General features: G+C 62.8%; 19 protein-coding genes. 7 read left to right on the top strand and 12 right to left on the bottom strand.

The window, feature by feature from the left end; translation table 11 throughout:
* Positions 1-47: 47 nt before the first annotated feature.
* A complete protein-coding gene (locus tag I7X43_RS13070) occupies positions 48-737 on the bottom strand; it encodes a Crp/Fnr family transcriptional regulator (protein WP_198101397.1) in 690 nt (229 codons plus the stop codon).
* Between the two features lie 115 nt (positions 738-852).
* On the opposite strand from I7X43_RS13070, the gene trxB reads away from it, so the two are divergent.
* The 3 genes from trxB to rpmG all read left to right on the top strand — a co-directional run bounded on the left by trxB (position 853) and on the right by rpmG (position 2,434).
* A complete protein-coding gene (gene trxB / locus I7X43_RS13065; protein ID WP_198101396.1) occupies positions 853-1,797 on the top strand; it encodes a thioredoxin-disulfide reductase in 945 nt (314 codons plus the stop codon).
* 212 nt (positions 1,798-2,009) lie between these two features.
* Positions 2,010-2,243 (top strand): 50S ribosomal protein L28, encoded by a 234-nt coding sequence (rpmB, locus tag I7X43_RS13060; protein ID WP_198101395.1) that lies wholly within the window; start codon positions 2,010-2,012, stop codon positions 2,241-2,243.
* A 20-nt stretch (positions 2,244-2,263) separates the two neighbouring features.
* Positions 2,264-2,434 carry a 50S ribosomal protein L33 gene (gene rpmG, locus I7X43_RS13055; protein WP_138856781.1) on the top strand — a complete coding sequence of 57 codons (171 nt, stop codon included), beginning with the start codon at positions 2,264-2,266 and terminating at the stop codon, positions 2,432-2,434.
* Positions 2,435-2,502: 68 nt separating this feature from the next.
* On the opposite strand, the gene I7X43_RS13050 is transcribed toward rpmG, so the two are convergent.
* From I7X43_RS13050 to purN, 4 genes are all read right to left on the bottom strand, one after another.
* On the bottom strand, positions 2,503-2,994 hold the full coding sequence (locus I7X43_RS13050) for a DUF3016 domain-containing protein (protein ID WP_198101394.1): 492 nt from the start codon (positions 2,992-2,994) through the stop codon (positions 2,503-2,505).
* A gap of 105 nt (positions 2,995-3,099) precedes the next feature.
* Positions 3,100-4,335 (bottom strand): DesA family fatty acid desaturase, encoded by a 1,236-nt coding sequence (locus I7X43_RS13045; RefSeq protein WP_198101393.1) that lies wholly within the window; start codon positions 4,333-4,335, stop codon positions 3,100-3,102.
* A gap of 104 nt (positions 4,336-4,439) precedes the next feature.
* Entirely contained in the window at positions 4,440-5,690 is a 1,251-nt protein-coding gene (locus I7X43_RS13040) for an RsmB/NOP family class I SAM-dependent RNA methyltransferase (RefSeq protein ID WP_198101392.1), read from the bottom strand.
* Between the two features lie 9 nt (positions 5,691-5,699).
* Entirely contained in the window at positions 5,700-6,329 is a 630-nt protein-coding gene (purN, locus tag I7X43_RS13035; RefSeq protein WP_198101391.1) for a phosphoribosylglycinamide formyltransferase, read from the bottom strand.
* A gap of 54 nt (positions 6,330-6,383) precedes the next feature.
* Between purN and trpS the strand changes: the two genes are divergently transcribed.
* Genes trpS through I7X43_RS13020 form a run of 3 tightly spaced genes read left to right on the top strand, consistent with a single transcriptional unit; the run spans position 6,384 to position 9,176 of the window.
* Entirely contained in the window at positions 6,384-7,358 is a 975-nt protein-coding gene (gene trpS, locus I7X43_RS13030) for a tryptophan--tRNA ligase (protein ID WP_198101390.1), read from the top strand.
* Positions 7,359-7,377: 19 nt separating this feature from the next.
* A complete protein-coding gene (locus I7X43_RS13025) occupies positions 7,378-7,809 on the top strand; it encodes a DUF3717 domain-containing protein (RefSeq protein ID WP_198101389.1) in 432 nt (143 codons plus the stop codon).
* Complete coding sequence (locus I7X43_RS13020) at positions 7,806-9,176, top strand: MATE family efflux transporter (RefSeq protein ID WP_310737568.1); 1,371 nt, start codon at positions 7,806-7,808, stop codon at positions 9,174-9,176. Before I7X43_RS13025 ends, I7X43_RS13020 begins: the two co-directional genes overlap by 4 nt.
* Here I7X43_RS13020 and I7X43_RS13015 read toward each other — a convergent pair.
* From I7X43_RS13015 to I7X43_RS12995, 5 genes are all read right to left on the bottom strand, one after another.
* The gene (locus tag I7X43_RS13015) at positions 9,173-10,447 is read right to left on the bottom strand and encodes an ATP-binding protein (protein ID WP_198101387.1); all 1,275 of its coding nucleotides are present in this window, start codon (positions 10,445-10,447) and stop codon (positions 9,173-9,175) included. The genes I7X43_RS13020 and I7X43_RS13015 overlap by 4 nt on opposite strands.
* Before the next feature lie 6 nt (positions 10,448-10,453).
* A complete protein-coding gene (locus I7X43_RS13010; RefSeq protein WP_246480416.1) occupies positions 10,454-11,194 on the bottom strand; it encodes a response regulator in 741 nt (246 codons plus the stop codon).
* Entirely contained in the window at positions 11,169-11,654 is a 486-nt protein-coding gene (locus tag I7X43_RS13005; protein WP_198101386.1) for a Spy/CpxP family protein refolding chaperone, read from the bottom strand. The genes I7X43_RS13010 and I7X43_RS13005 overlap by 26 nt, the downstream gene beginning before the upstream one ends.
* 105 nt (positions 11,655-11,759) lie before the next feature.
* Positions 11,760-13,424, bottom strand: coding sequence for an energy-dependent translational throttle protein EttA (gene ettA, locus I7X43_RS13000; protein WP_198101385.1), 1,665 nt, complete (start codon positions 13,422-13,424; stop codon positions 11,760-11,762).
* Positions 13,425-13,503: 79 nt separating this feature from the next.
* Positions 13,504-15,912: a putative bifunctional diguanylate cyclase/phosphodiesterase gene (locus tag I7X43_RS12995; RefSeq protein WP_198101384.1), complete on the bottom strand. Its 2,409-nt coding sequence runs from the start codon at positions 15,910-15,912 to the stop codon at positions 13,504-13,506.
* Between the two features lie 216 nt (positions 15,913-16,128).
* On the opposite strand from I7X43_RS12995, the gene I7X43_RS12990 reads away from it, so the two are divergent.
* Complete coding sequence (locus I7X43_RS12990) at positions 16,129-17,643, top strand: DEAD/DEAH box helicase (protein ID WP_198101383.1); 1,515 nt, start codon at positions 16,129-16,131, stop codon at positions 17,641-17,643.
* 33 nt (positions 17,644-17,676) lie between these two features.
* On the opposite strand, the gene I7X43_RS12985 is transcribed toward I7X43_RS12990, so the two are convergent.
* Together I7X43_RS12985 and I7X43_RS12980 are read right to left on the bottom strand one after the other, a co-directional pair.
* Positions 17,677-18,516 (bottom strand): DUF2189 domain-containing protein, encoded by an 840-nt coding sequence (locus I7X43_RS12985; protein ID WP_198101382.1) that lies wholly within the window; start codon positions 18,514-18,516, stop codon positions 17,677-17,679.
* 17 nt (positions 18,517-18,533) lie between these two features.
* Positions 18,534-19,415, bottom strand: a complete 882-nt coding sequence (locus tag I7X43_RS12980) for a CoA transferase (RefSeq protein ID WP_198101381.1) — start codon at positions 19,413-19,415, stop codon at positions 18,534-18,536.
* Position 19,416 lies beyond the last annotated feature (1 nt).

Below are 19,416 nucleotides of genomic sequence, written 5' to 3'. Positions count from 1 at the left end.
GCCATACGCTCATTGTGGCCCACCCCGCCCGATGCGGCGGGTCAGGCTCATTCGTCCTCGGCACCCAGGTCGAGCGCAGATTCAATGGTCTTTAGCACAACCGACCCGTCTTCCTGGGTCTCAATCTGCCCCCGCTCCTCGAGGTCTTTCATGACCCGACTGACCATTTCTCGCGAGGCGCCCACCACTTTGGCCATGTCCTGCCGGGACACCCGCCCCTTCACGATGCGACGCCCCTCCACCTCTTCAGCCATGTCGAGCAAGGTCCGCGCCACACGACCATAAACATCCAGCAAGGCCAGCGACTCAATTTGTCGGTCCGCGTTACGCAAACGGGCCACCAGCCCCTTGAGGATGCCTGCAGCCAAGCTTCCAGCTTCCGGCAAGCAGCGTGCAAATTCCGTACGCCCCAAAACCAGCATGTCGGTGGGCTGCTCGCAGCGGACCGTGGCCGAGGCCAGTTCGCCATCAATCAGACTCATCTCCCCAACATGATCGCCCGCTTCGAGCACCGCCATGATGACTTCGCGCCCACGTCGATCGGCTGTAAGGACCCTGGCCCGGCCGTTCAACAGGATGTACAGCGATTGAGGCTGCGTACCCTGCTCCACCACCACCTCACCCCGTTTGAAACGCCGCTTGCTCACGCTGTCGGCAATGATTTGCGCTTGCTCCGGAGTCAGCATCGAAAACAGGCGCACCCGTCGAATCAGGTCAAGGTTGGACAGCATGGCCATGGCAATCTCCTGTTTTCAGCCCTGAAAAAGACCGACTTTTAGAATGCCCCCATTCTTCCTCAGGCATCCAGCGATCTCAGGTGCGGACAAGCCCCTAGGTCGCCCCAATTCAATCATGAGCGCCATTCACCACCGCCTCGTTATTCTGGGCTCCGGCCCGGCCGGTTACACCGCCGCCATTTATGCCGCCCGCGCCAATCTGAAACCGGTGTTGATCACCGGCATGGCGCAAGGGGGCCAGCTCATGACCACCACCGAGGTCGACAATTGGCCGGCGGATGTCATGGGCGTGCAAGGCCCCGAGTTGATGCAGCGTTTCCAGCAGCATGCCGAGCGCTTCAACACGGAAATCGTGTTCGACCACATCAACGCGGTCGACCTGAGCCAGCGCCCCTTCACGCTCACCGGCGACAGTGGCACCTACACCTGTGATGCACTCATCATCGCCACGGGGGCTTCCGCCAAGTACCTCGGTCTGCCCTCCGAAGAGGCGTTTTCGGGTCGTGGTGTCAGCGCCTGTGCAACCTGTGACGGGTTTTTCTACCGCGAACGGGACGTCTGCGTCGTGGGCGGTGGCAACACCGCGGTCGAAGAAGCCTTGTACCTGTCCAATATCGCGAGCACTGTTCATCTGATTCACCGTCGTGACAAGTTCCGCGCTGAACCGATCATGATCGACAAGCTGATGGAAAAAGTTCAAAGCGGGAAGATCGTTTTGCACACTTTCCACACCCTGGACGAAGTGCTGGGGGATGCCAGCGGTGTCACTGGCGTGCGCCTGAAGTCCACCGAAGATGGCAGCACTCAAGAGCTCTCGCTACACGGATGCTTCATCGCCATTGGGCATCAACCCAACACAGGCATCTTCCAGGGCCAGATTGAGATGCGCGACGGCTACATCCGTACGCGCTCCGGTCTGGATGGGTTTGCCACCATGACCAGCGTGCCTGGGGTTTTTGCGGCCGGGGATGTCCAGGATCACGTCTACCGCCAGGCCATCACCAGCGCCGGCACGGGCTGCATGGCTGCCCTGGACGCGCAGCGCTTCTTGGAGCAATAAGCCCGGCCAACTGCCCCGCGGCGGCAGGGCGGGGTTTTCACGCTATAATCTTTGGCTTTCCGGCTGGCGCGCCTTCTTCTGTGGGGCGGCCGTGTCAGGAGGAACGGGGTACCGCCACCCGCGTACAAAAAGTACATCTGGCGAGGTGAGGCCGCCGCCGACGGGTCCAATGGGAGCTGTCACGGTCGCCGGATAAAAGTAGGAGTGTCCTCATGGCACGCGTCTGCGAAGTCACGGGCAAGAAGCCCATGGTCGGGAACAATGTTTCCCACGCCAACAACAAAACCAAGCGCCGGTTCCTGCCGAACCTGCAATACCGTCGTTTCTTCGTCGAGAGCGAAAACCGTTGGGTGCGCCTGCGCATCAGCAATGCGGGTCTGCGCCTGATCGACAAGAAGGGCATCGACGCCGTGCTGGCCGATCTGCGTGCCCGCGGTCAAGCCTAATTACTTGAAGGAGCGACACCATGGCTGCTAAAGGCGGACGCGAAAAGATCAAGCTGGAGTCCACTGCGGGCACCGGCCACTTCTACACCACGGCCAAGAACAAGAAGACCACGCCGCAAAAGCTGGAATTCATGAAGTTCGACCCCAAGGCACGCAAGCACGTGCTGTACAAGGAAATCAAGCTGAAGTAATCAGCTTCTCTCCTTGCAAAAAGCCCGCCATTGGCGGGCTTTTTTCTTTCAGGGGCCTCCAACCGCACTCATCGACGCCCACTCGCTACAAATGTGGCCTGGAACCACCGTTCCAGCAGGCGCTTCTCGTGCTCCAGCGTGGCCCCTTTGAGCGAATCCCCACGGGCGTAGAGGTAGTTCAGGTCTTTCAAGTCGACCGTTCCGCCGCCCAACACCTGACTCCCCTCGCGCCATTCATAGCGCAACTGAATGCGCGGGATGGTGACATCGCGCAAGATCCGGGCGCCCTGCCCGCGCCGCCACAGCGGATCTTCCTCCCCAGCGAGATTCACATCCAAAATCTCGATCTTCAGCGCCTGGCTGGTCGGAAAACGCCCGGCCAAGGATTGAATAAAGGCCGCCAATTCAGCTTGATTGCGCTCGCGCTCCAAGGCGCCAAAGCCAAAGTCAGCAAACCCAGCAGGGTCGGCAAACTTCACCAGGACTTCTCCCGCGTAGGCCGAGGTGACGGAGGCCACGGAGCCCGCTGAAAGCACCAGTGCCGCTATGAATGTTCGCATCGCTCACTCCTTTTGATCGGGGATCAAAAAAAAGCACCCAACCTTGCGGCGAGTGCTTTGAGTATAGGCAGCCGCCCTCGGCGGCTCCAGGACAGCAAAGAAGCTTTACACGGCCATGGGTAGCAAGCGCGCAGACCGAACCCGAACGGAGAGGGCCCGCAACTCCTCGATGCCGCTGGCCTCCGCCTTGGCACACCAGGACTGCAGCTCCCGCACCAACTGCTCCGCCGAAACATTGGTGCGAGTCCAGAGTTGACGCAACTCATCACGCATGGTGACCCACTGATCCAGCAGTGGACTGCTGGCCCGCAATGCCGCCAACTCAGCACCCAGGCGCGCCGGAATGTGCGCTTCATCGCGCGGCAACCAGCGCTTGGCCAGCTTGAACTGAGCCCACCGCGCCGTGTGTTTCTCGCCCTCCGCCTTCAGGCGCTGCAACTCCGCACGGCACGCGGCTCGCATGGCCCGGGCAAATCCCGCCATCACTTCATATCGATTGGCGATCAGCGCTTCCAGTGTGTCTCGATTGGCCTCTTGCACGGCCCCTTCAATCACACGCGGGGGAACTTTACGGGGCTTGGCCAAGCCAAAGAACTGGAGCAAACGGATGTAGCCCCAGCCGATATCGAATTCAAACCGCTTGACCGAAAACTTGGCCGACGTGGGAAAGGTGTGATGGTTGTTGTGAAGCTCTTCGCCGCCCACGATGAATCCAATGGGCGACACATTCGTGGACGCGTCCGGCGCCTCGAAATTGCGGTAACCCCAGTAGTGACCGATGCCATTGATGACCCCGGTCGCCCACAGGGGAATCCACAACATCTGGATCGCCCACAGCGTGATCCCCAAGCCGCCAAACAGCAACACCTGCAGCACCAACAACGAACCGATGCCCCAGACGCCAGGGCTGGAATACACGTTTCGTTCCACCCAATCGTTGGGCACGCCGTGGCTGTATTTGGCCAGCGTCTCCTCGTTCTTGGCCTCTGCGCGGTACAGCTCCACCCCGGTCAGCAACAGCGCCTTCAACCCGCGCGTTTGCGGGCTGTGCGGGTCCTCTTCCGTCTCGCACTTGGCATGGTGCTTGCGGTGAATAGCGACCCACTCCTTGGTCACCATGCCGGTCGTCAGCCACAGCCAAAAGCGAAAGAAGTGGGAGACCGCCGGGTGCAAATCCAACGCACGGTGCGCCTGCGCACGGTGCAAGTACAGGGTGACGCTGACGATGGTGATATGGGTCGTGACCAGCAAGTACGCCAGCATCGTCCACCCACTGGCGTCGAGCAGGCCATTGGCCAGGAAGTTCACCACGCCATCCCAGGCGGAGGTCCAGTCAATCATGAGGCAAGCGCCGCCGCGCGGCGTCCAAAGGGAAGCAATCCGGCAATTTTAAGTTGCCCACCCTCAGGCTTGATGCGCATCAAGCCCTTCATTGTTGGGAAACCTTACCGCTTTTGCCACGCCACAGCAAAGAAACCGTCACAGGCATGTCGGTGAGGCCAGAGTCGCAGCGCCTGCCCCGTCACCAGTTCGGCCGCCCGGGACACATTGGCCTGCAGCAACTCAACGGGGTTCAGCCGCTCGAAGTCGGGGTTCGCCGCCTCGAAAGTCGCCGCCACGCCTTCGTTTTCGGCCGTCAACAAACTGCAGGTGGCATACACCAAACGCCCGCCAGGCTTCAACAGCTTCGCCGCTGAAGCCAAGATAGCTTGCTGCTGGGGAACGAGCGCCGCCACGGTTTGGGGTGATTGGCGCCACTTCATGTCAGGGTTGCGGCGCAGCGTACCAAGCCCGGAGCACGGTGCGTCCACCAGCACCCGATCCAACTTGCCCCGCAGTCGCTTGACGCGTTCGTCTCGCTCGTGAGCAATTTGAATGGGATACACATTGGAGAGTCCGCTGCGCGCCAACCGGGGACGCAGTGCATCCAGTCGGTGCCCAGAAATATCAAACGCATAAAGGCGGCCGGTATTGCGCATGGCAGCACCGAGCGCCAGGGTTTTGCCACCCGCCCCAGCACAGAAGTCCGCCACCATTTCGCCGCGCTTGGCATCCAGAAGCAAGGCCAGCAACTGACTGCCCTCGTCCTGAACTTCAAGGCTGCCATTCTTGAAAAGCGGCCAGTGGTTGATGTTGGGCTTTCCCTGCAAACGAAGTCCCCAGGGAGAGAACGGCGTCGGCACCGCACCGAATTCCGCCAACTCGGCCAGCACGCTCTCGCGCTTGGTCGTCAGGGTGTTGACCCGCAAGTCCAAGGGCGCGGGTTCCAGCAAGCTCGCAGCGAGATCCTCAAATTCGGCCTCCCCCAGTTGACTCTTTAGGCCGTCGGCAAGCCAATCGGGCAAGTTGTGCCGAAGCTTGGCGGGCAAACTGGATCGATCTACGCTGGCGCAACGAGCCAGCCACTCACGCTCGCCATCCTCCAAAGCGGCCTCTAACGTTCGAGGCTCACCCCGCCAAGCCAACAACGCCAACCGGCGCTCCATCGGCCCTTTTCCAGACTGCGCAAGATTTTGGAAAAGCAAGCGTTGACGCAGCAGTGCGTAGGTCGTTTCCGCCAGCGCCCCCCGCTCTCGCGAGCCCAGTGCGCGGTTTTCTTGGAAAAAAGCAGAGACCACGCGATCAGCCGGGTGATCGAACGTCAAGACACGTTGCAGGAGGCCCGTGCACAGGGTCATCAGAGCTTTGGGGTGCATGAGGCGCCTTTAAACAAACAATTGGCTTTCGCCGGTCCGGTGACGAACAACCAAGCCATCGATCTGGAGTTGATCCTCGAGCAACCACCGCACCGCCCGGGGATACATCTGATGCTCCAGCGCCAAGACCCGCGCCGACAGTCGCGCCTCGTCGTCGTCCGGCAGCACGGGCACCAGGGCCTGAGCCAAGATCGGCCCATGGTCCAAATCGGCTGTGACCAGATGAACCGTAGCCCCCGCGAGTTTGCATCCCATCTCTAACGCTCGCTGATGGGTATGCAGGCCCGGAAACGACGGCAACAAGGAGGGATGAATGTTGACCAAGCGACCCGCGTAGTGCGCCGTGAACTCAGTGGTCAGAATGCGCATAAACCCTGCCAGCACCACGACATCCGGGTCGAAAGCGTCGATGGCTTGCATGAGCGCCGCATCAAACGGCTCGCGCCCCTCAAAGGCTTTGTGATCCACCACCGCCGTCTGAATCCCTTCGCGTTGCGCGAAATGCAAACCAGCGGCGTCGGGCCGGTTACTGATCACCGCAGCGATCTGCGCGGGCCACTTCTCGCGCTGCGCACATCGAACGATGGCTTCCATGTTGGAGCCTCGTCCCGAAATCAAAATCACCACCTTCTTGCTCATGCTCGCAGTGTAGGTGGGGCTCCATAGAATCCCTGACCCTGATCCCCGAGCACCATGCAACACCCCGTCCGCGTTGTTTCCGGCATGCGCCCCACCGGCGCCCTTCATCTTGGTCACTTCCATGGCGTCTTGCAGTCCTGGCTGCGACTCCAGGGCGAGCACGACTGCTATTTTTTCGTTGCGGACTGGCACGCCCTGACCGATCAGGTGCAGCCGGTTGCCGAAACCGCGATTTACGACATGGTGGTGGACTGGCTGGCCGCGGGCATCGACCCCCAGCGCACCACCCTGTTCATTCAGAGTCGCATGCCTGAACACGCAGAGCTCTTCACGCTTTTGGCGATGCACACCCCGCTGAGCTGGCTCGAGCGCGTCCCCGGGTTTAAAGAGGTTGCCGAAAGGCATCCCAGCTTCGGACGCCTGGGTTACCCGTTGCTTCAGGCCGCCGACATCCTCGCGTACAAGGCAACCCATGTGCCGGTGGGGCAAGACCAATCTGCGCATCTGGAGTTGTGTCGCGAAGTCGCCCGCCGCCTTAACCAAGTGGTCGGGGCCGCACTCTTCCCTGAACCGGCCGCGGTCTTCTCGCCAACGCCCCGGTTGTCCGGCCTGGACGGACGCAAGATGAGCAAGAGCGCGGGCAACGCCATCGGCATGCGGGAAGCCCCTCAGGAGGTCCGCAAGAAAGTCGTGCGCATGCCCACGGACCCGCGCCGTGTTCACCGCGGTGACGTGGGAGAGCCCGAACGCTGTCCGGTGTGGGCCCTGCATCAGGTCAGTACGCCGTCGGCGGAATTTGCCCCCCTGGCGTCAGGCTGTCGATCGGCCGCCATCGGCTGCGTGGACTGCAAACAGGTGCTTCTGGATCATTTGTTGCCCCAACAGGCCGAATGGCGCGCCCGGGCCGTGCAGCACATGGCGGAGCCCAAGCAGGTTCACTGGCTCGTCGAAGTGGGGACGGAACGCGCTCGGGTCATGGCGCGCAAAACGCTTCGGGACGTTCGCGAAGGTCTGGGGCTCAAAGTCTGAGCACGAGGTCCTGATCTTTATGGCCACACTGCACATCAGTGATCTGGAACTTGCCATCAACTGGTGGCGGGAGCGCCAGCCATCACCCGATGGCATCAGCGCTTGTGCACAAGTGCGGGCGCTGGCGGAGGTCTACGCCCTGATGGTGTATCACCACGATGCCCAGTGGGATGAGCAACTGCTCCAGGGCGCGGCCCGCGCCGCCTTTTTGGACTGGTACGGGTCGACCCAGGATTCACCGTGCATCGCCATCTGCTCCACCACCCAAGGCGATGCGCTGTGCAAAGGGTGCGGGCGCACCTTTGAAGAGGTCAAACACTGGACCGAGCTCGGCGCCTTCGAGAAACGTGCCGTTTGGCGCCGCATCTTGAGAGAGGGCACGGCATGGCGCTTCAACCGGTATGCCGAGCGCGTGGCAGGCAGCACGCCAGCCGAGGATCCCAAGTCGTGAAACGCTGGCTACACAGTGGTCGCGAGTTGGGGGCATTGGCCTGGCCGGTGCTGATCGGGCAAATCGCCGTTTTGGCCTACTCCACCGTCGACACCTTGATGCTGGGGCGGCTCGGCAGCGACGCTCTGGCAGCTTTGGCCGTGGGTTCCTCGGTCTTCTTCTCGGTCTTCGTTGGCTTCATGGGCATGGTGCTGGCCATCGGGCCCATTGCCGGCCGTCTGTTCGGGGCCCGCGAGCCCAGACAAGCGGGCTGGCAAATGACGCAGTGCCAATGGCTGGCGCTGATGCTGTCCATTCCGGGCACAGGGCTGCTGCTCTGGCCCGAGCCCTTCTTGTGGATGGCCCAACTCAATGATCAAGCAGCAGAGTCTGTGCGGGCCTATCTGCGTCCACTAGCCTTTGCTCTGGCCCCCGCCCTCTTGTTCACGGCCTACCGAGGATTCAACACCGCGGTTTCGCGCCCCAAAGCGGTGATGGCCCTGCAAGTGGGCGGCTTGTTGCTCAAGATTCCCCTCACCGCCGCGCTGGTGTATGGGGTGGGGCCTGTTCCAGCCCTCGGTGCCCAAGGCTGCAGTTGGGCCACCGCCCTCGTGATGACTGCGCAATGGCTCATCGGCGAATGGGTGTTGCATCGCGATCCGTTTTATCGCCCTTTTGCCTTTCAATCGTGGTGGCGGGTCCGGCCGGCTTGGCCAGACCAATGGGCCTTGCTCAAGCTGGGGCTGCCCTTGGGGGGATCGGTGTTGGTGGAGGTGACTGGCTTCACCTTCATGGCCATCTTCATCGCTCGCTTGGGACCAACGCCGGTCGCCGGACACCAAATCGCCGTGAACCTGGTGGCGATGATGTTCATGGTGCCGCTGGCACTGTCCAATGCCGCCACCACCCTGGTATCCCAAGCCCTCGGCGCGAAGCAATGGGCAATGGCCGCTCAGATCGGCCGGCACGCCTTGCTGTGGGGTCTGGTGGTGGCCACGGTCCTGGGCGGCTGGGTCGCACTCTGGCGAGAGCCCATCCTCCGGCTGTACACCTCAGATGCCGCGGCGATTGCCGCCGCCCTTCCTCTACTGGTTTGGCTGTGGGTCTTCCACATCGGAGACTCGCTGCAATACGTGGCCGCAGGCGTGCTCCGGGCTCACCACGTCGTCAATTGGCCTATGGGCATTTACGTTTTTGCGCTGTGGGGTGTTGGAATAGGCGGCGGCAACTGGCTGGCCTTTCGCCAAGGACTTGGGGCCGTTGGTTTTTGGATGAGCGCAACCGTGGGCCTGTTGCTCGCAGGGAGTCTGCTCAGCGCGCTTCAGATTTGGGTTGAGCACCAATCACAGCGGACCCCCTCCAGCCCAACGTCCGAAAGGCTGGGCTAAGCCACCGGCAGCCGCAGCACAAAACAGGCGCCGCCTCCGGGGCGATCCTCGCAACGCACCTCACCGTGATGCGCACGGGCAATCTGGCGCACCAAAGCCAGCCCCAGCCCCACGCCGCCCGCGACCTCTGCATGTCCGGGAAGACGGAAGAAGGGTTCGAAGATTCGGTCTCGCAGCAACTCCGGCACCCCCGCCCCGCGATCGAGCACCTGCAATTCAACCCATCCCGGGAGCAACACTTCGCGCAACTCCTGGCGATTGCCCCCGTAACGCCGCGCGTTTTCCAGCAAGTTCCGCAGCGCACGGCGCAACAAGCGTTCATCTCCCAAGACCATCACCTGGCCCCACTCGCCCTCCAGCGGGATACCGGCCTGCGCCGCTTCCTCCGCCGCCAGGCCCAGCAAGTCCACGGGTTGCCGGGCGGGATCAGCCGCCTCAAGCCGCGCTGAAAGCAGCAGTTCTTCGATCAGGGCATCCAGCTCCGAAAGGTTCTTGGCAATCTCAGCCTCCATCGGCTGCGCGGATTCCCCATCGCCCCGCAACGCCATGGCCATCTTCAAACGCGCGAGCGGCGATCGGAGCTCGTGGCTGGCATTCGCGACCAGATTTTGGTGAGCACGCAACAACGCCGAAATTCGATCCGCCGACTGGTTGAAGGCCTGGGCCACGGCCGCCACTTCGTCGCGTCCATCCAGTTGGACGCGGTGACTGAGGTCCCCCTGTCCAAAGCGTTCGACACCGCGCTGCAAGGCCTCAAGTCGGCGAGTGAGGCGGCGCACGACCGGGTAGGCGCCAACGGCCACACCGACAAAAAGCAGCACAAAGAGAAAACCCAGAGCCGGTGCGCTGGTCAGCGGCCCCCAGGGTGCCGGCAAACCATTTCGGGGCCGCCAAGGCCGCAAGACCAGCAAGCGGCGGCCATCGGACAGAGGGATCGCGTCCACGGCGGCGGAGTCGCCCATTTCTTCGCGGCGTTCAAAGCGCGGCGTGCTCGCCACACGCTCGCCGCGCTCGTTCTCAAGGGCCAGCGGCAAACGCAACTGCTGCCCCCAGCGCCGCAGCGCCAAGCCCACCTCGGCCTGGGGGGCCTCTGGACCCGGCAGCGCCTTCTCAAGGAGAGCCCCCATGGCCTGCAGTCGCTCGGTCTGGGCCGCCTCGGCCACATCGCGCTCGCGGTCAATTTGCCGGTGGGCCAACCAACCGCCCGCCAGCGCAAAAGCAAGCAACACGCCAACCACCGTGAGGTAGATTCGCCAGAAGAGCGAGCGCATCGAAACCTACTCGCCGTCCTGCTTGCGTGCAAAGACGTAGCCCGCTCCACGGACCGTTAGCACCCGCTTGGGCGCCTTGGGATCATCCTCAATCGCAGCGCGAATGCGCGAAATATGGACATCAATGCTGCGATCGAAAGCTTCGAGCGGGTGGCCTTTCAGCGCATCCATGATCTGATCGCGCGACATCACCCGACCGGCATGGCGGGCCATCACCAACAGCAACTCAAACTGATGGCTGGTCAGGTCGCACACCTGACCACTCAGACGCGCAACGCGCTCGCCCAGGTCGATTTCCAAGCGACCGAAGCGCAAGGTCTCCGCAGTTGCCGGCGCCCCGCGTCTCAAAAGCGCCTTCACCCGCGCCAGCAATTCGCGCGGCTCAAAAGGTTTGGGCAGGTAATCATCGGCCCCCAACTCCAATCCCAAGACCCGATCAAGCGGCTCGCCGCGTGCTGACAACATCAGAACAGGAAGCGCCCGAAGGTGCGGTTCGGCCCGCAGTAGGCGGCAAAAGTCCAAGCCATCCCCATCGGGCAGCATCAAGTCCAGGATCACCAAGTCGGGCAGCGCACTGCGAAGGGCCAATTGACTGCGTGCCTGCGTGAGGTTGGGGGCGACCATCACCCGAAACCCGGCACCACCGAGGTAGCCCTGCAACATGTCGGCCAAGCGCGCATCGTCATCGACGATGAGCACCTGGCCGGCGCTGCGTCCACTGTCAGGACTTGCGACCATGCTGCTCATGGCGGCGTTGCATGCGCTCCATGCGCTTGCCCATCTTGTCGGCCCATTGCGCCCGCTGCTCCGGGGTCAGGATGCGCGCAGCCTCCACCATGGCTCGGCTCATGCGCTGGCTGACCTGTTCGTGGTGGGCTGCCTGTTGCTTTCGCAACGCTTCAACGGCATTGGCATCCACATTTGGGGCCGCAAACGCCTGAAGCAATTGCCGGTGCAACTGCTGACCCTGCTGATGCAATGGCTTCAAATCGGTCCGTGCCGCTTTGAAGATGGCCTCGATTTGCTGGCGTTGAGCCTCAGTGGCATTGACATCGTCGAGCACAGCCATGATGCGCATGCCACCAAAGCCAGGCCCGCCCATACCAGGATGACCCTCGCCCCGTTGGGCGAAAACGGCCGGACTGGCCGCGCTCAGAACCAAGCCAACCGCCAGGACCAGGGACTTGAGAGAGTAGGACGATTGCATTTCAAACCTCCGTCGAGTGGGAATGATGGCATCGTCGGCGCGCCGCGTTACGCCGCCATGCAGCAAAGGTAAAGATCCTTTGCCGCCTCTCGCGCCGTTCTCCCTTTACACGATGGGCTTGTAACGCACCCGCTTCGGGCGCGCACCTTCTTCGCCCAAACGTTTCTTCTTGTCCGCCTCGTACTCGCTGTAGTTGCCGTCGAAGAATTCCCAGTGACTCTCACCCTCGCACGCCAGGATGTGCGTGCAAATGCGATCCAGGAACCAGCGGTCGTGGCTGATGACCATCGCCGAACCGCCGAACTCCAGCAGCGCCTCTTCCAGCGCGCGCAGGGTTTCGACGTCCAGGTCGTTCGAGGGCTCGTCCAGCATCAGCACGTTGCCGCCCTCCGCCAGGGTCTTGGCTAGGTGCAGGCGGCCGCGCTCCCCGCCGGAGAGTTGGCCCACCAGTTTCTGCTGGTCATTGCCCTTGAAGTTGAAGCGCCCCAGGTAAGCACGGCTGGGCATGACGAACTTGCCCACAATGATGTTGTCCAGCCCACCACTGACGTCTTCCCACACCGTCTTCTCGCCATTCAGTGAGGCCCGGCTTTGGTCAACAAAGGCGAGCTTGGCGGTCTTACCAATCACCACCTCACCACGATCCGGCACCTCGGTACCCTGAATCATGCGGAACAGGGTGGACTTACCTGCACCGTTAGGACCAATGATGCCCACGATGGCCCCCGGCGGTACCTTGAAGCTCAAGTCGTCAATCAACACGCGGTCGCCAAATGATTTGGTGACGTTTTTGAACTCGATCACCTCATTGCCCAAGCGCTCGGCCACCGGAATGAAGATCTCGTTGGTTTCGTTGCGGCGCTGGTAATCGACATCGCTCAGCTCCTCAAAACGAGCCAGGCGCGCCTTGCTCTTGGCTTGGCGCCCCTTGGCATTGCTACGCACCCATTTCAGTTCTTCCTTCATGGCCTTGGTGCGGGCCTCATCCTGGCGCTGCTCGGTCTCCAGACGACGCTCTTTTTGGTCCAGCCAATCCGTGTAGTTGCCCTTGTACGGGATGCCCAAGCCACGATCCAGTTCCAGGATCCACTCAGCGGCGTTGTCGAGGAAATAGCGATCGTGAGTCACGGCCACCACCGTGCCCGGGAAGCGTTGCAGGAACTGCTCCAACCACTCCACCGACTCTGCATCCAAGTGGTTGGTCGGTTCGTCCAACAGAAGCATGTCAGGCTTAGAAAGCAGCAACCGGCACAGCGCCACACGGCGCTTCTCGCCCCCCGACAGCTTGTCAATCTTTGCGTCCCAGGGCGGCAGGCGCAAGGCATCGGCAGCCAACTCCAGTTGCAAGTCCGTGTTCTCGCCCCCGCTGGCAGCAATGATGCCCTCCAGCTCCGCTTGTTCTGCCGCCAAGGCGTCAAAGTCGGCATCGGGTTCGGCATAGGCGGCGTACACCTCATCGAGACGCTTCTTGGCAGCCATGACACCGCCCACCCCCTCTTCAACCGCTTCGCGCACAGTCTGCTCAGGGTTGAGCTGGGGCTCCTGAGGCAAGAAACCAATCTTGATGCCCGGCATCGGATACGCCTCGCCTTCGAACTCCTTGTCGAGGCCAGCCATGATCTTGAGCACCGTGGACTTGCCCGCGCCGTTCAGGCCCAACACGCCAATCTTGGCGCCGGGGAAGAAGGAGAGCGACACCTCTTTCAGGATCTGACGCTTGGGGGGCACCGTCTTGGTGACCCGGTTCATCGTGAATACGTATTGAGCCATGGCAGTAGGAAGAGGTTCAGGCGCCCACCCGCCCGCCACGCAGTGGCGGGAGCAGGCCGTTCAGGGGGAAAACCGCGGATTATCGCGATTCGGCAGGGGGGAGTTCGGCCAACACCGACTCCGGCAGGGCGCCTTCGAACAAAGGCCGGGGCAATTTGGCCCAACTTTCACGCAACTGGATGAGCGATTGGACCGGCATGGGACGGGCCACCAAAAAGCCCTGAATGGAGCCACAGCCTACGTGCTGCAGCACCTCCAATTGAGCAGGCTCCTCCACGCCCTCAGCGACCGTGTCCATGCCCAGCACCCGAGCCAATTGCAAGATCGTGCGCACGATGGCGCGCGCATCGCTTGTGCTGGTGAGCTCTCGGATAAAAGCGCGATCAATTTTAAGTTTGTCGAACGGGAAGCGGCGCAGATAGGCCAACGAGGAATACCCCGTGCCAAAGTCGTCCAAGGCGATCCGAACCCCCAACTGCTTGATGGCGTGGAGGTTTTCCAGGGCGGTTTGCACGTCCTCCATCAAAAGGGATTCGGTAATTTCAATTTCCAGCTGCCCCACCGCCAACTCTTGCCGCTGGAGCAATTGGCGAACCTCATTCACAAAACTGGCTCGCTGCACCTGTGCGGCCGAGGCGTTCACCGCGATGCGAAGGCCCGGCAAAAGTTGTTTCGCATCGCTGCTCGCTTTGGCCAAAACCCAGGCGCCGATGTTGTGAATCAGCCCGGTAGCTTCGGCAACAGGCACGAACTCCGCCGGCGAGATCGAGCCCAGGTCAGGGTGGTGCCAGCGAACCAAGGCTTCAGCGCCGCAAATCGTCCAAGTCTTCAGGTCCACCTGCGGCTGGTAATACACCTCTAACTCGTCACGGGCCAACGCCTGGCGTAGCTCCCGCTCCAAAGTGGCGCGACGCCGCTGAATCTCTCCCAGCTCACTCGTGAAGGCTTCCACCCGTCCACGACCCGACGATTTGGCGGAGTAAAGCGCCAGGTCAGCAGCCACCATGGCCTCGTCCACGGTCTGGGCATGGTCCGGCAAGAAGGCCAATCCGATGCTGACCCCTGTGGTGACCGATGCCTGCTCGATCTCAATGGGCACGCGCATGGACACCACCAAGCGCTGCGCAAAGGCCTGCACTTCGTCATCAGAGCGGGCATCCGCAATGACCACGGCAAACTCGTCCCCCCCCAATCGTCCGCACACGTCGCCCTTGCGGACATGCACTCGCAGCCGCCGCGCCACTTCTTGCAGTACTTTGTCGCCGAGGGTGTGTCCGTGCGTGTCATTGATCAACTTGAAGTTGTCCAAGTCCATGCACAGCAGCGCGCCTCGGCGCCCGCCCGCCTCCAGGGACTGCGCCACCCGATTGCGAATGGTCGTGCGGTTGGCCAGTCCCGTGAGGGCATCGTGCTGGGCCAGATAGGCAACATGCTGGTGCGACTGCCGCGCCGCGGTCACATCACTCAGCACTCCGCGCCAGCCACACGGTACGCCCTGTTCGTCGGTGAGGGGTTTGCCCGTCACCGCCCACCAGCGCTGTCCGCTGGCGACCTGAACCCGCACCGGCACTTCCCGAAATGCTTCACCACGGTCCAAGGCCTGTTGCAGGCGCTCAACGCCTGATGACCCTTCCGGCTGCAGCGACTTCATCAACTGCATCAGCGTCAGCTGGGTCAAGCGATCGGCGGGCCGTTCGGCCCAGCCTGCCAGACGCCGCGAGGGATTCACAAACCGACCGAAGCGATCCACTTCCCAGAGCACGTCCGCGCTGCTTTCCTCGAAATCTCGCAGCAGCAGCCCAAACACCTCGCCTTGACGGCTGGCTTCCCGCTCCGTCAAAACACCCCGCGCGTAGAAGTGCGCCGCTGAAACCACCAGGGCCGCCATGACGACGGCATAAGCGCCGACCAAGCCGATGAGGGGGGCCACCAGTTGCAGTTCGGAGCGCGCCAAGCCCACCCAAAGCCCCGATGTGATGATCGCCAAAAAACTCAGCGCTGCCGAAGGAATCAACGACAGCGCGACCGTGCCTCCGCACATCAGCGCCATCAACACCACCACCATCCACACCTGCTGCGTGGGATCCAAGACGGGCAACCAAGCCCCGGACGCAGCGGCCCAACCCAGCCCCATCACCGCCGCATGGGCCGTAGCACGCCGGATGGCCACCGGGCCGGCCGTTTCCGGGTGGAGATTTCGGCGTTTCCACCAGCCTTGGAAGCCGTGAACACACAGCGCCAGCAAGCTGCCGGACCACAGCACCAAAGCCAGCGAAGAAATGGTGGTCTGCAACATCCAGGCGGTGAGCACCACGCTCAGCGCGGTGGCCCCCATGGTCAGCGGAGCCACGCGGAGCATGGCCGACAGGTGACGTGCCCGCATTGCCCCGGCCGCGTCGTCCAGCCCGGACCAAAGGGCTCGCCCCGCATGCCACCAACTGGCGAATTCCGCGCGCGCGACGCCGCGCTGACCATTGATTCGATCCATGGGGCGACTCTAGCCGCTGCCCAGCCCCTGACAAGCCCGTGCTTATCCCTGAGAATGGCAACAGGCCGTACACTTGCACACCTGTGCCCTCAGGACCGTCCAGGGCCAGGCTGCACTTCGCATCACTGTTTGACCCTCGCACCGCCTTGACGGCGTCCCCTCAAGCTCTGGGGTGGCTTCGGTGCGGACCCCGCCACTGACGCGGGCCCCTACCCCATGAAATTTACTGATCTCGGCCTGTCCGAGCCAATCCTGCGCGCGGTTCGCGAACAGGGTTACGAAACCCCCACGCCCATTCAACAGCAAGCCATTCCGATGGTGTTATCGGGGGGCGACCTCCTGGCGGGCGCTCAGACCGGTACCGGTAAAACAGCGGGCTTCACCCTGCCCCTGCTGCATCGGTTGATGCTGAGTCAAAAACCCAGTGCCAAAAGGACGGTACGCGCCCTGGTATTGACCCCCACCCGTGAGCTGGCGGCTCAGGTTGAAGAGAACGTGCGCGCCTATGGCAAGCACCTGCCGCTGAAGTCCATGGTGATGTTTGGTGGCGTGGGCATGAACCCGCAAATCGATGCACTGCGCCGTGGTGTCGACATCTTGGTGGCCACGCCGGGCCGCTTGCTCGACATCCATCAGCAAGGGCATTTGGACCTCAGACACGTGGAGATTTTGGTTCTGGACGAGGCCGACCGCATGCTGGACATGGGGTTTATCCACGACATCAAAAAGGTGTTGGCGCTGCTGCCCGCCACCAAGCAAAGCTTGCTCTTTTCCGCCACCTTCAGCGACGACATCAAGGCGCTGGCAGACCGTTTACTCAAAAGTCCTCAGCACATTGAAGTGGCGCGGCGCAACGCCACCGCCGACACGGTGGCTCAGCGTGTCTACTGGACGGGTCGGGAGCGGAAAAAAGATTTGCTGGCCCACTTGATCCAATCGAATGACTGGCATCAAGTGCTGGTGTTCACCCGCATGAAGCACGGCGCCAATCGCTTGGCCGAGTTCCTTGTCAAGCAAGGCGTGACCGCGATGGCGATTCACGGGAACAAGAGTCAGGGCGCACGGACCAAAGCGCTGTCGGAGTTCAAGACGGGCACGCTGCAGGTTTTGGTGGCAACCGACATCGCTGCACGGGGCATTGACATCGATGAATTGCCACACGTGGTGAACTTTGAACTCCCCAATGTGCCGGAGGACTACGTCCACCGCATTGGCCGTACGGGCCGCGCCGGGTGCGAAGGTGAGGCGGTGTCGCTCGTTTGCCCTGATGAAGAACTCTTCCTGAAGGACATCGAACGCCTGATCAAGCGCAACTTGCCCCGCGAGACCCTTGCTGGGTACGACGTGCCCGCGGGAGAAAAGGCCGAACCGATTCAAATCGGTCGCCAAACCATCGGGGTGCGAGCAGCGCGGGGAGCCAAGCCCGCTGCGCCCCATGGCCGCCCTCCGCGCGCCCCGCAGCACGCCCCTCAAAGCCGCGGGGGTCAACCCAAATCGGCCGCCCCGCGCGCGCCAGGGATGGGTCCGACTGGCCCCAACGGTGCAGCACGCGGTGCCGCCAAACCCGGGAACCCTGCGGCCAAACCAGGGCCCCACCCCGCGCACGACCCGCGCCGTGACGCCCGCCCCGGAGCTCGCCCGGGTGAGCGAACTGACGGTCGGCCGGCCCGAAACGGCGACCGCCCCGCGGCCTTGCTTGGGGGGCGCCCCCCCCGCAACCCAGCGCGCTAACCGTAGAAAGGCCCGATCCGGGCCTTTTTCCATTCAAGCCGGCGACTGCGCCGGCGTGTCAACCGCGCCCACGCCCACCGCAGCACGGTAGGCATGCCAGCTGGCATGACCCAGGATGGGCGCCACCACCGGCAAACCGGCGAACCAGGGGAGCAGGGCCAATCCGATCAATAGGGTGATCAGTGCGCCCCACAGCAGCATCACCCCCGGTTGGGTCAGCACCAGACGCAAACTCGTCAGCGCGGCGGTCACCGCATCCACGGGGCGATCCAACAACATCGGGATGGAGACCACGCTGAGCGCAAAGATCAGCCCGGCAAACACAGCGCCCACACTGCAATACGCCACGATGAACCCGAGGTTTTCGGGGTTCAGGAGCGCCATCAGGGACCCCTTGAAGTCGGGCATGCCGTCGAAACTCACGGCAAATACCACCAAGGCCGCGCGCCCCCACACCATCTCCAGCACCAGCAGCACCATGCTGAAGAGGGCCAAGGGCCCGATCCGCGACTCGAAGGCCAGCAGGGCATCGCCAAAATCTGGCTTCCCCCCTGCTTCCAACGTTTGACTGATTCGATACAGACCCAGGCACAGCACAGGCCCCAACAGCAGGAACCCAGCCGCCAGCGCCAACACGTAAGCAGGCATGCGCTCGTAGGCTTTCAACAGGGCCCAGCCCATCACCATGAAGGCGCCACCGAAAAACAGGCCGATGAAGGGCGCGCGCAGAAAGTCGCGCACACCCAATCGCAGCCACTCAAAAGGCTGACGCCAAGAGAGGGGGTGAAGGGGAATACTGAAAACCCCCGACGACGGGGTGGGGGAATTCGCCGGTGACGGCGCGCCAACGGGGCTGGGAGCAGCGTTATTCATGGCGCGCGAGCGTGACCTCATCCCCCGTTTGGCGCATCGGGACAAACCACCAAGGGCAGGTCCTGCGTTCGCGCCAATTCACGCAAAGCTGCCCCGGTTTGTCGTCGAACCCACCGCGCAACCGCCCGATGCGTTTCAACCCCCATCGGGTTCCACCCGGCCGCCAAGCCCGCCACCTGCGCCACCCTGGCGGCAAAGTGCGGCTCCAGGGCCGCCAACGCCACCCACCCATCCTGGCAGCGTAGGAAGCGATAAAACGCGTGCCCACCCCCCAAGACGGCACCAGGTGCCGTCACCCCCCATGTGACCGGACGCGCCAACTCCGCCGCCGCCTCCGCCAAGCCGATTTCCAAGTAACGGGGTCGGGCACCTTGTAGCCGGCCCAATGCCGCCATCAGCAGGGCCTGCGTGGCCTGCTCGGCACCGGCCATGTCGGCGAGCAAACTGCGCGGCATCGGGCTCCCGGGGGCCAACAGGCCAACTTCGGCCTGGTACGTCAAATCGTGGCCGGCCTCGTCGGCCCGCTGGCCTTGGCCGCTGACCACCGCCACATGCCACAGCTGCGGGTGAGCCCGCTGCAGCGTCCGCCAACTCAGGCCCAACCGGTCCATCGCCGATCGCCGAAATGACGTGAGCAGCACATCGCAGCGGGCCAGTTCGGCCTGCAACCACGCCAAGCCAGACTCTGTCTTCAAGTCCTTGTGAACGATGCGGATGCCCGCGTTCAAGTCGGCATAGGCACGGGGCGCCGCCTGCGCCAAGGCCTCGCCCCCCGGCGGCTCCACCTTGAGCACCTTGGCGCCCAAGGCCTTGGCGCGCTGCAGTGCGATGGGAGCGGGCACGTTCAGGCCCAGACTGAGGATGCGCAGACCGCGCAGCGGACGAAAGGAGGTGCTCATG

Source organism: Inhella gelatinilytica (assembly GCF_016093295.1).
Classification (GTDB): domain Bacteria; phylum Pseudomonadota; class Gammaproteobacteria; order Burkholderiales; family Burkholderiaceae_C; genus Inhella; species Inhella gelatinilytica.
This window is presented reverse-complemented; position numbering and strand designations above follow the sequence as displayed.

What these genes read in the sequence shown, in the direction of transcription:
- I7X43_RS13070 (WP_198101397.1), bottom strand. Translation starts at nt 737, where the DNA reads ATGGCCATGCTGTCCAACCTTGACCTGATTCGACGGGTGCGCCTGTTT.
- trxB (WP_198101396.1), top strand. Translation starts at nt 853, where the DNA reads ATGAGCGCCATTCACCACCGCCTCGTTATTCTGGGCTCCGGCCCGGCC.
- rpmB (WP_198101395.1), top strand. Translation starts at nt 2,010, where the DNA reads ATGGCACGCGTCTGCGAAGTCACGGGCAAGAAGCCCATGGTCGGGAAC.
- rpmG (WP_138856781.1), top strand. Translation starts at nt 2,264, where the DNA reads ATGGCTGCTAAAGGCGGACGCGAAAAGATCAAGCTGGAGTCCACTGCG.
- I7X43_RS13050 (WP_198101394.1), bottom strand. Translation starts at nt 2,994, where the DNA reads ATGCGAACATTCATAGCGGCACTGGTGCTTTCAGCGGGCTCCGTGGCC.
- I7X43_RS13045 (WP_198101393.1), bottom strand. Translation starts at nt 4,335, where the DNA reads ATGATTGACTGGACCTCCGCCTGGGATGGCGTGGTGAACTTCCTGGCC.
- I7X43_RS13040 (WP_198101392.1), bottom strand. Translation starts at nt 5,690, where the DNA reads ATGCACCCCAAAGCTCTGATGACCCTGTGCACGGGCCTCCTGCAACGT.
- purN (WP_198101391.1), bottom strand. Translation starts at nt 6,329, where the DNA reads ATGAGCAAGAAGGTGGTGATTTTGATTTCGGGACGAGGCTCCAACATG.
- trpS (WP_198101390.1), top strand. Translation starts at nt 6,384, where the DNA reads ATGCAACACCCCGTCCGCGTTGTTTCCGGCATGCGCCCCACCGGCGCC.
- I7X43_RS13025 (WP_198101389.1), top strand. Translation starts at nt 7,378, where the DNA reads ATGGCCACACTGCACATCAGTGATCTGGAACTTGCCATCAACTGGTGG.
- I7X43_RS13015 (WP_198101387.1), bottom strand. Translation starts at nt 10,447, where the DNA reads ATGCGCTCGCTCTTCTGGCGAATCTACCTCACGGTGGTTGGCGTGTTG.
- I7X43_RS13010 (WP_246480416.1), bottom strand. Translation starts at nt 11,194, where the DNA reads ATGAGCAGCATGGTCGCAAGTCCTGACAGTGGACGCAGCGCCGGCCAG.
- I7X43_RS13005 (WP_198101386.1), bottom strand. Translation starts at nt 11,654, where the DNA reads ATGCAATCGTCCTACTCTCTCAAGTCCCTGGTCCTGGCGGTTGGCTTG.
- ettA (WP_198101385.1), bottom strand. Translation starts at nt 13,424, where the DNA reads ATGGCTCAATACGTATTCACGATGAACCGGGTCACCAAGACGGTGCCC.
- I7X43_RS12995 (WP_198101384.1), bottom strand. Translation starts at nt 15,912, where the DNA reads ATGGATCGAATCAATGGTCAGCGCGGCGTCGCGCGCGCGGAATTCGCC.
- I7X43_RS12990 (WP_198101383.1), top strand. Translation starts at nt 16,129, where the DNA reads ATGAAATTTACTGATCTCGGCCTGTCCGAGCCAATCCTGCGCGCGGTT.
- I7X43_RS12985 (WP_198101382.1), bottom strand. Translation starts at nt 18,516, where the DNA reads ATGAATAACGCTGCTCCCAGCCCCGTTGGCGCGCCGTCACCGGCGAAT.
- I7X43_RS12980 (WP_198101381.1), bottom strand. Translation starts at nt 19,415, where the DNA reads ATGAGCACCTCCTTTCGTCCGCTGCGCGGTCTGCGCATCCTCAGTCTG.